The 14,195-nt window shown below is 46.1% G+C and carries 11 protein-coding genes; 6 read left to right on the top strand and 5 right to left on the bottom strand.

Annotated elements, in window-relative coordinates:
- The first annotated feature begins 84 nt into the window (after positions 1-84).
- The 4 genes from H6F98_RS16700 to H6F98_RS16715 all read left to right on the top strand — a co-directional run bounded on the left by H6F98_RS16700 (position 85) and on the right by H6F98_RS16715 (position 2,974).
- Positions 85-1,599 (top strand): AAA family ATPase, encoded by a 1,515-nt coding sequence (locus H6F98_RS16700; RefSeq protein WP_192219823.1) that lies wholly within the window; start codon positions 85-87, stop codon positions 1,597-1,599.
- 79 nt (positions 1,600-1,678) lie between these two features.
- Positions 1,679-2,143 (top strand): SH3 domain-containing protein, encoded by a 465-nt coding sequence (locus tag H6F98_RS16705; protein WP_192219824.1) that lies wholly within the window; start codon positions 1,679-1,681, stop codon positions 2,141-2,143.
- Positions 2,144-2,288: 145 nt separating this feature from the next.
- Positions 2,289-2,450: a hypothetical protein gene (locus H6F98_RS16710; RefSeq protein ID WP_192219825.1), complete on the top strand. Its 162-nt coding sequence runs from the start codon at positions 2,289-2,291 to the stop codon at positions 2,448-2,450.
- A gap of 347 nt (positions 2,451-2,797) precedes the next feature.
- Positions 2,798-2,974 (top strand): hypothetical protein, encoded by a 177-nt coding sequence (locus tag H6F98_RS16715; RefSeq protein ID WP_192219826.1) that lies wholly within the window; start codon positions 2,798-2,800, stop codon positions 2,972-2,974.
- 456 nt (positions 2,975-3,430) lie between these two features.
- On the opposite strand, the gene H6F98_RS16720 is transcribed toward H6F98_RS16715, so the two are convergent.
- Entirely contained in the window at positions 3,431-4,159 is a 729-nt protein-coding gene (locus H6F98_RS16720; protein WP_192219827.1) for an SH3 domain-containing protein, read from the bottom strand.
- 437 nt (positions 4,160-4,596) lie between these two features.
- Between H6F98_RS16720 and H6F98_RS16725 the strand changes: the two genes are divergently transcribed.
- Together H6F98_RS16725 and H6F98_RS16730 are read left to right on the top strand one after the other, a co-directional pair.
- Entirely contained in the window at positions 4,597-5,523 is a 927-nt protein-coding gene (locus tag H6F98_RS16725) for a peptidoglycan-binding protein (RefSeq protein ID WP_192219828.1), read from the top strand.
- Positions 5,524-5,602: 79 nt separating this feature from the next.
- Positions 5,603-6,442 carry a peptidoglycan-binding protein gene (locus tag H6F98_RS16730; RefSeq protein WP_192219829.1) on the top strand — a complete coding sequence of 280 codons (840 nt, stop codon included), beginning with the start codon at positions 5,603-5,605 and terminating at the stop codon, positions 6,440-6,442.
- Positions 6,443-6,492: 50 nt separating this feature from the next.
- Here H6F98_RS16730 and H6F98_RS16735 read toward each other — a convergent pair whose 3' ends face one another.
- From H6F98_RS16735 to lipA, 4 genes are all read right to left on the bottom strand, one after another.
- Entirely contained in the window at positions 6,493-10,284 is a 3,792-nt protein-coding gene (locus tag H6F98_RS16735) for an amino acid adenylation domain-containing protein (protein ID WP_199348573.1), read from the bottom strand.
- A 289-nt stretch (positions 10,285-10,573) separates the two neighbouring features.
- Positions 10,574-11,824: an RNA polymerase sigma factor SigC gene (gene sigC / locus H6F98_RS16740; RefSeq protein ID WP_192219831.1), complete on the bottom strand. Its 1,251-nt coding sequence runs from the start codon at positions 11,822-11,824 to the stop codon at positions 10,574-10,576.
- A 439-nt stretch (positions 11,825-12,263) separates the two neighbouring features.
- Positions 12,264-13,175, bottom strand: a complete 912-nt coding sequence (locus tag H6F98_RS16745) for an NAD(P)H-dependent glycerol-3-phosphate dehydrogenase (protein ID WP_192219832.1) — start codon at positions 13,173-13,175, stop codon at positions 12,264-12,266.
- Positions 13,176-13,219: 44 nt separating this feature from the next.
- Positions 13,220-14,104, bottom strand: coding sequence for a lipoyl synthase (gene lipA, locus H6F98_RS16750; protein WP_192219833.1), 885 nt, complete (start codon positions 14,102-14,104; stop codon positions 13,220-13,222).
- Between the last annotated feature and the right edge of the window lie 91 nt (positions 14,105-14,195).

Below are 14,195 nucleotides of genomic sequence, written 5' to 3' on the forward strand. Positions count from 1 at the left end.
TTACGAGTTATGAGCCACTAGTTTTAGGACTCATAACTCGTAAGCTTACAGAGGTAGATGTACGACGGCTGAGTCCCTGGTGCCATGAGTTTCAATGATGAGTTTGATCTGCTTCTACGTGCCCGCTATCCGTTGATTTACATCCCGACTCCGGAAGAGGAGCGAGTGGAAACGGCGATCGCACAATCGGCAAAACGCCTAGGCGATCGCGCTGTCTATATTTGGGATTTTGTTGATGGCTATCAGGGCAACCCCAATGACATGGGTTTTGCTCGCCGTAATCCCTTGCAAGCCTTAGAATTTGTAGAAAAACTACCAGAAAGTGCAGCGGCAATCCTTATATTAAGGGATTTCCATCGCTTTTTAGAAGATATCTCCGTTTCTCGTAAACTTAGGAACCTATCTCGCCGTCTAAAATCCCAACCTAAGAATATTGTGATTGTGACACCGCAAGTCGCTGTTCCCCCAGACTTGACGGAAGTGCTAACGGTTCTAGAATTTCCCTTACCCGATGCCTCGGAAATTAAAGCGGAGGTGGGACGCTTACTCGCGGCTACGAGTCAATCTCTGACCGATAAAGTTTTAGATGAACTGGTGCGTTCTTGTCAAGGTCTTTCCTTAGAGCGGATTCGTCGGGTTCTCACTCGTGCAATCGCATCTCATGGCGAAATCCAGCCTGAAGATGTTGAACTGGTTCTAGAAGAGAAACGCCAGTCGATTCGTCAGACACAAATTTTAGAGTTTTACCCAACTCAAGAAAAAATTTCTGACATTGGTGGCTTAGACAACCTGAAAGACTGGCTGCTGCGTCGGGGTGGTGCCTTTACAGAACGAGCAAGACAATATGGCTTACCTCATCCTCGTGGCTTGCTACTCGTTGGAATTCAGGGAACGGGCAAATCGTTAACAGCAAAAGCGATCGCTCATCACTGGCACCTCCCACTACTTCGCCTAGATGTTGGGCGTTTGTTTGGTGGCTTAGTCGGAGAATCTGAATCTCGTACTCGGCAGATGATTCAACTAGCCGAAGCCCTCGCCCCCTGCATTCTCTGGATTGATGAAATTGACAAAGCCTTCTCTGGACTGGATTCTAAAGGAGACGCTGGAACGACGAGTCGTGTCTTTGGCACCTTCATTAGCTGGCTAGCAGAGAAGAAATCTCCAGTATTTGTTGTCGCCACTGCCAACAACATCCAAGCTTTACCCCCAGAAATGCTGCGTAAAGGGCGGTTTGATGAAATCTTCTTTGTCGGGTTACCTAGTCAGGAAGAACGTCAGGCAATTTTTGAGTTACATTTATCTCGACTGCGACCTCATAACTTAAAAAGTTATGAGCTGGACCGATTAGCCTACGAGACACCGGACTTTTCAGGTGCAGAAATTGAGCAAACTCTGATTGAAGCCATGCATATTGGGTTCAGCCAGAACCGAGACTTCACCACTGATGATATATTGGAAGCCGCTAGTCAGATTATCCCCCTAGCTCGAACAGCGCAAGAGCAAATCCAGTTCCTCCAAGACTGGGCCGCCGCCGGAAAAGCCCGCTTAGCGTCTAGAGATAGCCGTCTGAGCAGTCGCATTCAGCGTCAACTTCAATAATTTCTTGTTGGTTGTTTGTTATGGGTATCAATCAAGCAACCAACACCTAATAACCCACAACTAACAACGAACAACTCCTATGAGTTTTTCAGGTATAGCTAAATTTGTCATTGGTTTTATTGTCGGTATCCTTCTCTTGGCGGGTAGCAGTGCCGCTACTGCCTATTACTTCTTTACTAAACTTGCCGCTCCCCCTCCCAAACCCATCTTTGCGGAGGAGCAACCGAAGGCTTCACCCGTTGCCAAGAAAACTAGTGCGCCCTCAACCTCCAATCAACCCAGTAAGCAACCCACCCCTAGTGCCTCACCCTCACCAACAGAGGAACTACCACCAGGCGCTTACAAGGCTCGTGTTACCTGGGAAGAAGGCTTAAGCCTCCGTGATGGGCCAGGAGCAGAGGCAAACCGTATTGGTGGGGTTGCTTTTAATCAAGAAGTCATCGTTCTTAAAGAGAGCAATGATCAAAGATGGCAGCAGGTACGATTAGCCGAAGGGACACAAGAAGGCTGGATTAAGTCAGGTAACATTCAACGAGTCAATTAAGGAAACCGTTTCGGATTGTCCTATATCCCTCTTCTGTCACTCTCCGGTTTTTCCTATTATTAATATTTTCTACAAAGGAGGTACATTAGGGAATACAGCGTTTGCCCATCTAATTTTGGCAATTGCCCTACTCTAAGCAATTTCTATGAAGAAAAAGTTTGCGATCGCCTACCATAGGTTAGTTCTAGAATTCAGCAATGGCAAAAGTTTTCGGAGAGTGACAGAAGAGGGATATAGCGGTTCTCAATTACCTGGGGTACAGCGAAAAGGCTCCTCGTTTATAGCCCCAAGCGTCTTTCTGGCATGAACCATGTAGCTTGCTTCTCACGAAGTGCGAATACCATGAAGCCAAATACTGGTACTTCACTCTCATTGAGAACTGCTATAGACTAGGGCGAGAAGTGCAAGTAGCCTAACGATTATTCCTTTATTGGTATTGGTTTGATAGATTTAGCAAATGACAACTTAGACTGGAGGCAAATTGACACGCCTCTTGTGAAAATCGTCTGTCAACTTAATTTTATTAAGAAAGGTAGCTAAATTTTAATCTTAATTGCAAAATCCCAGGTAAGTGGAAAGCTAGCTATGAAGGGATGGTAGTTTGTATGAACTGTAACTCACAGTCTTAACAACTCTACTTACAAACTACAAAAGATGTACAACAATAATTCTGATAAAGACTGGCTAACTGCTGCTGTAACGGCTGCCTTAGGTGCTGGAATCGTTACATCTTTCGCCGTTAGCCAAGGCCAAAATCCATTTGTTGCACTAGCGATTACTGGTTTTTCTGCGCTTGTTGCTGTGTTGTTCAGTCAAACAGGATTGATTTAAGAGATAACTTCTCTTAACTGATAGCTGGAAAAGTACTCACCTTGTTAATCGTCAATTTAGTGAAGAATAAGCACTTTATAAATAATTAAACGCCTCAGTAACAAGGTGAGTTAATAAGGGCAATACTCAGACTGTGAAAGGTTAAAGCCTGAAAAAAATAGAAATGTCACAGGCGATAAACAGTTCAGAAGAACTAACCTATTAGGAAAAAGTTTTCCTGGCTTTCGGAACTGGAGGGCAGATTTAGCCACGAATATCTAGCAATAGCTTAAATGATTTTTGTGGTATCGTCTGTCGTTATGCTTGTTACGTTATCCCTGGTATGGGTCATGGTCAAAGCAATTACAGACGATTGTTTACTGGCCATGTACGCTATTTCCTTACAACGCAGTTGGGCGATTGGCGAAATTGACATCTTCTTCAGCTTACGAGAAGCGAATCGTTTTCTCTGGTGGACTAGAAACAAGCACTGAGATTGAGGTCTCCTGTAGCAGGAAACCCATTGGACATCCAGCCAACAACAGGGGACGTGAGTCTAACCCACTCGCGCCCTTCACTGTCTACTCTCGACTGTGGAGGATTATTGAGCGTGACTCGCTCTTCAAAAAATACTGTACTGAGTGGACGAGAGTAAATATCCGGTCGTTCACGGACAACCACACCCTCAAGTCCTTGATAAGTAACTTGGCGGCAAAGGTTTGAGCCAGGAGGACGAGGACGGGTGACTACTTCTTCTGAGCGAGGAGGACGAGGACGGGTGACTACTTCTTCTGAGCGAGGAGGACGAGGACGGATGACTACTTCTTCCGGTTCTTCCGAGCACCGCTTAAGGTCTCTTGCCTCTACAAACCCCCTAATCGGAGAACTAATGGCTATCCACCCCCCTCTACCATCTTCCTCTGCTAGGACAACTTGTTCATTGGGTTCTAGCGCTCTAGTTGGACTGGCACTTGAACGCTCTCGGTAGACAAATATTGATCTAGACGCTGCACGGCATTGCCCTACAAGCCCTTGCGCTAAGTGAAACGTCCGCTTCTGCTGAGACTGGTTTAGTTCCGCTTCAAGAATCAGGTTAGCTGAACTAGTGTTGGATAAAACAGTAGTGATCGCCTTTATATCTCCTACAGTGCTTAACGCTAAAGCTAAGAGAGCGACAGGTGTTCCCCAGTAACTCATATTTTTCATGCCATTAACCCCTCACTCACTTTGTCAGTCTCTTAGTCAAATAGCAGACATATAAAGACTTGTGCAAATCATAAGGTTTATTGAATCACATCTTACAATCTGACTACTGGCTCACTCGTTGAAAGTTCAGCATTTTATACCAAGGCTTGACAGAGTTAATGCTTCCGATGCGTCTAATCTTTCAAATAAGTAACTAGTCGTAGGGCGATTTCTAGAAAAATCAAGAGCTTGAATAGTCAGCCAGAATTCCTCTAAACCAATAAACAACGCAGCGATTTCAATTTGACTCTAAATTTTTAGTTAGAAGCACTACTCATAGAGAAGTTAGTACACACTAGCTTTATCGAAACTAAACTTGAGCATAACTATCGGTAAATAAATTAGCAAAATCGTCGTTTCAATTGATAAACTAGCGAGATAAATTTCCCAGAAATGATATGGAAACTATTGCCTATCTTCATCTTGCACTAACCCACGAAGAACCTACTGACATCACTCAGAATTTAACCCTAGAGAATTTAAAGCTTCTAGAGTGGCTCAAGCAGCAAAAGCTAGCCACACACGCTCGGATTTATTTGCTATCCCTGGTTGTTAGCCTGAGCGTTTTGGGGATAGCAGGTGAGGCATTGGCTCAACGAGTACTAAGACAAGGCGATCGCGGTTTAGATGTAGAGTTGGTTCAAGAGCGTTTACAGCGGCTGGGATACTTATATCAGTCTCCTGATAGGGTTTTTGGTCCCGCAACTCGGAATGCAGTTATCCAATTTCAGCAAGATAATGGACTAAATCCTGATGGCGTAGTCGGTACGGATACTGAGGAAGCTCTATTTGAAGGAGGGCAGAGTCCACTCAGTACCTTCAACACTCCGCTCCTCTCGACTCCCTATCCTCCTCCTGTGTATGACTATCAGCAGCAACCTGTGTCTAGGCGATCGACAGGTACAACTCTATTGCAACGAGGGGATAGTGGTCTAGCCGTTCGGCAACTCCAGCAAAGGTTGAGACGTGAAGGGTATAATCCTGGTGCAATTGATGGAATATTTGGGAGAGATACTCAGAGAGCTGTTCAGGAGTTTCAGAGAGCTAATGGGTTGTATGTTGATGGTGTGGCTGGTCGAGAAACGCTCACAGCATTGGGAATCGGTTCGGGTTCTCCAGGCAATTCCTATGTGGTAGTCGTACCAATTCGGGGTGAGGATACACTTTCTGAGGTGCAGCGATACATAGCTGGTGCTAGTCGGAGAGACTCAAAACGTGGTGAGTATGTTGATGCTGGAGCGTTTAATAACCGAAACGATGCGGAAAGCCTGTCTTATCGGTTGCGATCGCATGGACTGGATGCACGGGTAGCATATCGCCCATAGTTGATGTATCACAGGTATCTTAAATAGTGAAATCACCAGCTAAACTGGTGCTTTGCTTTGTGATGCTTCTGGTAGAACAATGGAAACTCTTGCTTATCTTCACCTTGCCTTAGCCAACGAAACCCCAACTGATAACGATTACATTGCTTCGATTTCGACGTGGGAGAGTATAAATCTGTTTGAAATGCTCAAGCCGCAGCAGCTTTCAACACGAGCCACCTACAGTTTGCTCTCCTTCACCATTGCACTAGGGATTTTAGGAACGGCAACTCAGACATTAGCCTTGGTACAAGAAGGCTCACGCGGTTCACAAGTAACAGCCATCCAGCAGCGTTTACAGCAACTGGGTTACTTCAAGGCAAATGCCACTGGCTATTTTGGCTCCCAAACGAAAGAAGCAGTCATCCGGTTTCAGCAAGCTAAAGGACTGACACCGGATGGTGTAGTGGGTACGACTACAGAAACGGCTTTGCGTGGACAAACAGCCCCTCGTCCACAGCCTGTAAGAGTGCCTTTTAACGGTGTTTTGCGATTAGGCGATCGCAGCGACAAAGTTAGTCTTCTTCAAGAGAGTTTAGCAGCAGCCGGTTACTGTAGTGGGACTAGAGGTGTCTTCGATTCACAGACTCAAGCGGCTGTTCGGCAATTCCAGCAAGCCAGAGGACTAAGGCCTGATGGCGTTGTCGGTCCACAAACTAGAGCCGCCTTGCCTGCAATTGGTGGATCAGAGTCAACACCTACATCAGTAAGTGTGACTAGTCGGTTTGATACACGATCTTTGCAAAGGCGTTTGCAAGCCCAAGGATTCTATCGCGGCCTAATTGATGGAATTTGGGGACCACAAACTCAAGCCGCAGTGGAAGCCGCTCAACGCGCCTATCGCGTTAGTACCAGTGATATAAGAACCGGACGCTTTTAAGTCGTTATCCTAAACACCAGCAGTGCATCTACTCAGCAGAGTACTAATTTCTACAACCGTTTCACCAAGCTAGCATCGATATCTTGCAGCGTGGCACAGCCGCTCAACGCCATTGCTAAATTTAACTCGTCCCGCAACAGTTCCAGTACATGATGCACCCCAGCTTCTCCACCAACAGCTAGCCCCCATAACACGGGACGCCCTAACAACACAGCTTTAGCGCCTAATGACAATGCTTTCAGTACATCTGTGCCGCGTCGGATGCCACCATCCACGAGAACTTCTGCTTTGTCTCCTACTGCTGCAACCACCTCCGGGAGAGCATCAATAGTTGCGATCGCACCATCTAATTGCCTGCCCCCATGATTTGACACAATCACTGCCTTTACTCCATGTTCCACTGCCCGCAAAGCATCGTCCCCTCGCAAGATTCCTTTCACAACGACTGGCATTGTCGTTATTGATTGCAACCATTCCAAATCCTGCCAGGTTAGGCTTTGATCAAGCTGCTGCGTAAAATAGGTAAGCAACCTCGAATCTTCTACTGTTGCAGGAATTTCCCTACCCTTCATCGTCACGAGATTTGCCATTTGCATTCCTGACGGCAGTGTAAAAGGATTACGCCGACTTTTTTCCCTAGAGCCAGCCAGTTGTGCATCCACAGTCAAACATAAAGCACTAAAACCCGCCGCCTCAGCCCGTTCGACCAAGGCACGAGTAAGGGCGCGATCATGATGAATGTATAGCTGGAACCATTGAGGTGTGGACATCGGCACACTTGCCACCTCCTCCAAACTTTTGGTAGACATTGTACTCAATACCATTGCCACACCCATCTCAGCCGCCGCCCTACGTGTTGCCATTTCTCCTTCTGGATGTGCTAGACATTGGAAAGCTGTTGGAGCAATTAAAATCGGCATTCGGACAGCTTGTCCTAAAATTTGAGTACTTAAATCTCGATGACTGACATCTACTAACATCCGAGGAGAGAGTTTGAATCGCTCAAAAGCTTCCCGATTATCCCGCAACGTTACCTCATCCCAAGCGCCACCTGTGTAATAACCCAGTGCCATCTCGGATAAATACTGACTCGCTAATGATTCGTACTCAAAAAGGTTAATCGGTCTTTCTGAAGAATTGATTATCGGTTTTGCTTGCACCGAATGAGCCGACTGTGCCTTCTCCAAGCAAACCTTTAGCTCTTTAATTAGCACCTGTACATGAGGTTCATCGAGTACGGTAAAGTGAGTACCTGGTACATCATAGACCTCCAGACCTTGCTCAAACCGATCACCCCAACCCAATAAAGGGTCTCGAAACCATTCTTCTTCTTCTGCCCAAGTGTTTGCTCTAAATAGAATTCCCAAACCTGGATAAACGTTAGGTTTGTAATTTTTTAAAGCTAGTCGATTTGTCTGCTCAATAGTTGGGAGAGTTGGAATTGGTTCGGCGTTGGCTAACACAAGTCCTCGGTTTTGAGAAAGCTTATGTTGAAGCTTTTCCCTCATAGACGTTTGAATCGTCTTGATTCTCGTTGTCACTTTGTTGAGGATGTAATTTGGTCCCAGGCGTGAAAAACTTTGCCAATGATTAGAAAGCCGCTCTTTAACTGACAATTTTTTGAAGGCTACGACACTGCCCGCATCAAAGAGAACCAGCAGCGCTATCTTCTCACCTTGAGCAACTAGTTGCTGTGCCATCTCGAAGGCAACGGCTCCCCCAAAGGAGTAACCAGACAAATAATAAGGCCCTTGTGGTTGAATGAGGCGTACTTCTTTGAGGTATTCGGTTGCCATGTCTTCAACGCGAGATAAGGGCGCTTGTTTGCCATCTAGCCCTCTTGCTTGTAATCCATAAACAGGTTGATCTGAGCCTAAATAACGCGCTAAGTTCCAGAAATTGAGAACATTGCCCATTACGGCATGGACGCAAAACAGGGGTGGCTTAGAGCCAGCAGGTTGAATGGGTACTAGCGCACTCCAAGAAACAGTAGACTCCTCTTCCTTGGTGAGAAGGTTCGCTAGTTCCTCTACTGTTGGTGCTTGCAGTAGGATAGCTAGAGGTAGGTTTTTGCCAACTATTTGCTCAACTTGAGCAAGCAGTTGAGCCGCAAGAAGCGAATGTCCCCCTAACTCAAAAAAATTGTCTTTGATGCTAATGTTCTCAATGCCTAAAACCTTCTCCCAAATCTGTGTCAACTGAAGTTCTAAGTCATTTTGAGCTGTCACAAAGGTTTCCTTTCTCTCGGCATCATCTTGAGTAGGGGCTGGGAGGGAAAGGCGATCAAGTTTTCCATTTGGCGTTAGGGGCAGCTTATCCAGAAGCACGAAGGCAGAGGGCACCATGTAGCTGGGTAACTTCTCCTCTAAGACAATACGGAGTTCTTTAATCAAAGCGGTTTTGCTGATGTCTGCGGAAGGTAGCTTAGGAACGATATAAGCGACAAGCCGTTTGTCGCCTGGTTTGTCCTCTCTAGCCGTGACGACACTTTGCCTAATCGTAGGGTGTTGTTCCAGTACCGACTCAATTTCCCCTAACTCAACACGCATCCCCCGAAGCTTTACTTGAAAGTCAACACGACCTAGTATTTCTAAGGTGCCATTGGGTAGGTAGCGTGCTAAGTCACCTGTTTTGTAGAGTCGCGCTGATGACTCAGATGCGATCGCGCTAGCGCCCCCGCCAAGGGCGATCGGTTGTTCTTCTACAAAGGGGTTATCAATAAACTTCTCAACATTGAGTTGATCCAGGTTAAGATAGCCACAAGTTACACTAGCACCTGCAACATGGAGTTCACCTGGCTCCCCAACAGGAACTCGCTGAAGTTCAGAGTCGAGGATATAAACCTGAATCTCACAGAGAGGATACCCGACGGGGACATATCCCTGTTCTCGATCAAATTCAGTCGGGATAGGATAAGCACAAACTCCAATGGTTTCCGTTTGACCGTAAATGTTGACAATACGGGGTTGATTTTTTAACTTGCAGCGCAACTTTTTATAGAGTTGACAGTGCAGCAAGCCGCCCGAAAATACCAGGAGTCGTAATTTGGATGATAGAAGTCTGTCTTGAGAGTTCTGATCCAAATTTTCAAGTGCCTGAAGTCCATAACGCCAAACTGACTCAACAGTATCAATGATGGTTACACCCTGTTTCTGGATTAACTCAAATAATGTTAAGGGGTTCTGTGTTTGTTCGCGAGTAGCGAGAACCACTCTAGCTCCTTGAGACAATGGTACAATTAACTGCCGAATTGATGAGGAAAATGAGAAAGAAGCTGTGTGGAGATAGACATCATCAGGCTGAACCTGCAAAACTTTGTTGATTGCCTCAATATAATGTGAAACATTTGTGTGGGAAATTTGTACGCCTTTTGGTTTGCCTGTGGAACCAGAGGTATACATCACGTAGGCAAGGTTCTGGGGTTTTACCTCGTTAAGGGGTGTTTCTTGACTCTCCTGTGCAATGGTTTCCCACTCTTTGTCAAGGCAAATTACAGGTACTCCCTGCTGGAGAAATCCTTCAACTAGAGGCCTCTGAGTTAACAGGAGTGATACTTGAGTGTCTTCTAGGATGAAAGCAATGCGTTCTTTTGGATAGGCAAGATCCAGGGGCACATAAGTACCACCTGCTTTAAGGATTCCCAAAATTCCTACTACCATCTCTATAGAGCGTTCCGCACAAATTCCGACTCGCATCTCAGGAGCCACGGATTGCTTTTTGAGGTAGTTCGCTAGCCGATTAGCTTTAGCATTAAGTTCTTGATATGTCCATTGCTCATTTCCCTGAACTAGTGCGATCGCGTGTGGCGCTAGCTCAACCTGAGACTCAAAGAATTGATGCATACAAAACATATTGGTACTGACAGGTCTAAATGATTTTTGGGTTGCATACACCCTATGAAACTCAAGAGCAAATCAACAAACTTATTTGGTTTACTCCATAGCAGGTGATTAAATGTAAATTTACTATAAATATCCTTATAGCAAAAAAACTTTCACTAGACTTTATCAGAAGATAATGTTCTTTTATTTAAATTGAAGTTCGTGTCTAATTTTAAAGTTTTAGCCTGAAGTTCTCTTTTAGAACTTCAGGCTAAACTTACGAGTGAGTTTCACCTGCCTCAATAGTCTCTTAGCTAAGAGCTTCCAGATAATCTCTCACACGGTTACGACGCTTTGGTTGGCGCAATTTTTGTAAGGCTTTCGCTTCGATTTGACGCACTCGCTCACGAGATAACTCTAGAGCACGACCAATTTCTGCTAAGGAATAAGGATGACCATCTCCTAGACCAAACCGCATCCGAATGACATCTCGTTCACGGCTAGTAAGGTCTGCTAGAAGTTGCTGCAAATCGCGTTGTAGCGCTTCTCGCATCAAGACTTCTTCGGGAGAAGTCTCCTCGGTTTCGAGCAAGTCACCTAACTCCGTGTCTTTTTCCTTGCCTACTTTAATTTCCAAAGAAACAGAGCGAGGCACACGGAGTAAAACTTCCCGAACCTGAGGAGGTGTCATTTCTAGCTCAACGGCAATATCCTCAATCGTTGCTGTGCGACCTCTTTCTTGGGAGATTTTGCGCTGAGCTTTTTTGATTTTGTTGAGTTTTTCGGTGATGTGAACAGGGAGACGGATAGTACGGCTTTGAGTTGCGATCGCTCTGGTGATGCCCTGACGAATCCACCAGTAGGCGTAGGTGCTGAATCGGTACCCCTTCGTGGGGTCAAACTTCTCGACTGCCCGCTCTAATCCAAGCGTTCCTTCCTGAATTAGATCTAGCAGTTCCAATCCACGATTTTGATACTTTTTCGCCACCGACACCACAAGGCGCAGGTTAGCTTTGATCATGTGTTCTTTGGCTCGGACACCCTGAGCTTGAATGTTATCTAGCTCTTTGACTGTCAAGCCAGCTAACTCTGCCCAACGCCGTTTTCCAGCCGCCAAGCTCGGCTTCAAGTCCGAAACTTCCACCCCAGCGACAGCAGCCCAACGTTCCCAAGAGGGACGGTGACCTAACTGGGATACTAAACGGTCATGAGCATCAATCAGATGGGCAAAGCGCTGAATCACTTCATCCGCCTGCGTCGCAAACTCAGCCCGTAAGTCCAACAGCCGCATATATCGCTGAACTTTTTGGGCTTCCGATACTTCCTCATCTCGCCTTAATAAACGAACCCGACCAATTTCCTGAAGGTATAACCGAACGAGGTCAGTAGGGCGGCGGCTGGTACTCTTGGTAAAGTTAGTAGCGTCTGTACTCTCACTCTCCGTATCAACCAAATCAACTACCGATGGTTCCACATCTTCACTTGTACCGTTAAGCTCAAAGCTAAAGGCAGGTAGCTCGTGGTCGAATTCTGTGTCGGCATAGAAAGGAGTGGCTGGCATAATGATCTCTTAATTACGACTGGTGACCACACTTGATGCTCGTGCGTCACACCTTATTACTAGAGTTCCCACCCTTGATGACCGAAGAACAACGCTTATCTTTTTTTTTACTGGAACGTACTAGCTGTTTCACTAGGTGAGTGTTACCAGTAATGAGTATAGATGAGACGCTTTAGTGTCAAATTCTACATGAATTTCGGTAAACACCCTAAATCCATCTTTAGTAGGATGACTTAGCGTCTCCCTTTAGAAGCTAGTATAAGCGGAACACTAACTAAAGATAGTGACTTCGGTCAAATGGATATGTTAATCTACATCACCTCTTAGGTAGATTCCTGAAGAATTATCCAGATTTAGAAAAAAAGTTTTAAGAAAAAGTTCCTTTTTTTTCCTGAGCCTGAGTTAGGCTGACTAAATTTGACATCAACTAAACTTATGCCTACTCTGGCTTAATATCTCGCAGCATTAGCGCCTCAACAGCCGCTTGTGGTGTAATCTCCCCTTGGAGCAAGCGATAAACCTGATGAGTGATGGGGACTGAAATTCCTCGCCGTTGCGCTCGTTCAACCAAAACGGCTGTTGTGTTGACACCTTCTGCTGTTCCCTCTAGGTGTGCCAAGATGTCCCTTAGGGTTTTGCCTTGGGCGAGTTGATAACCCACTTGATAATTGCGGCTGAGGCTGCTGTTGCAGGTTGCCAATAAGTCTCCCAGTCCTGACAAGCCATAGAATGTTTCGGGTTGAGCGCCCCAATCTGCGCCGACTCGGATGATTTCAGTCAGTCCACGAGTAAGGAGAGCCGCTTTGGCGTTTGTTCCTAACTGCAAGCCATCACAGGCACCCGATGCGATCGCCATAACATTTTTGAGCGTACCACCCAGTTCAACACCAAGGGGGTCAGGATTGGTGTAAACCCGGAAGTTCGGCGAAGAAAAGGCTTTCTGTACTACCTCTGCTGCCTTCTTGTTGGTACTGGCAACAACACTAGCCGCAGGCAGTCCTTGCTTGATTTCTTTAGAAAGATTTGGCCCGGAGAGTACAACGACTGGATTAGCCGGGAACTCCGCTTGCCAAATTTGAGAGGGAGTACGAGTCGTCGTAGCATCCAATCCTTTCGTTGCTGTTACGAAAATTGTCTCAGGAACAATTGGCAATGACTGTAACTGGGACACGACAGAACCGACACCTGACATGGAGACTGCTGATAGAACAATATTTGCCCCCACCAGGACATCCTCGAATCTTTCCTCGCTACGACGCGACCATATACAGACATCATGACCCTTTTGAGATGCCACAGAACTGAGGGCTGTTCCCCAGACACCGGCTCCAATGATGACGATTTTGGTCATTTGTTAATGGTTTAGTTGTCAGTTGTCGTCAGCGTAGCATCCTATTACCCCAGCACATCTTGTCTAGGGTAGCGTTTCATCAACTCCCTGACTTGTTCAGCGTGGTAGGAACTGCGGGTAAGCGGGGAGGAGACGACTTGCAAGAATCCTAAGGATTCACCCAGTTCTCTCCAAGCATCAAATTGTGCGGGTGTAATGAACTGAGCAACATCTAAGTGCTTTTGGCTGGGTTGGAGATACTGTCCAATGGTGAGGATATCGCAGCCTACTGCACGTAAGTCCTGCATGACTTCTCGGATTTCTGCATCGGTTTCACCCAAACCAACCATCACGCCAGATTTTGTATAAGTCCAAGGCGCTAGCTCACGCGATCGCCTCAGGAGTTCAAGCGAGCGCTGATAATTTCCCTGAGGACGCACCCGTCGATAGAGTCGGGGTACAGTTTCAGTATTATGATTAAGTACTTCTGGTTTAGCCTGGAGAATTACTTCAAGGGAATCCCAGTTTCCACATAAGTCAGGAATCAGCACCTCAATGGTTGTATGAGCTGAGACACTACGAATCGCTTCGATACAACGTGCAAATTGGGAAGCCCCCCCATCCTGTAAATCATCCCGGTTTACTGAGGTAATAACTACATGGTTTAAGGCTAAACGCCGTACTGCTTCTGCTAAGCGTGTTGGTTCAGTAGGGTCAAGGGCTTTGGGCTTTTTCTCAAAGTCAATATCACAGTAGGGACAGGCGCGAGTGCAAGCTGGTCCCATAATCAAAAACGTAGCGGTTCCAGCATTGAAACACTCGCCAATGTTTGGGCATGAAGCTTCTTCACAGACAGTATTTAGCGCCAAATCCCGTAAAATTTCTTTAACGTTTCCGACGCGCTCCCACTGAGGTGCTTTAACACGTAACCATTCTGGCTTAACAACCACTCTCTTAGAATAGCTCCCACTGAAGTTACACAGTGTTAATCCTAGCAAGCGCGCGGCTCTTTGCCATACAACGTGATATGATGTATGGGTT

Origin of the sequence: Microcoleus sp. FACHB-SPT15 (assembly GCF_014849525.1) — a bacterium.
Classification (GTDB): domain Bacteria; phylum Cyanobacteriota; class Cyanobacteriia; order Cyanobacteriales; family Coleofasciculaceae; genus Symplocastrum; species Symplocastrum torsivum.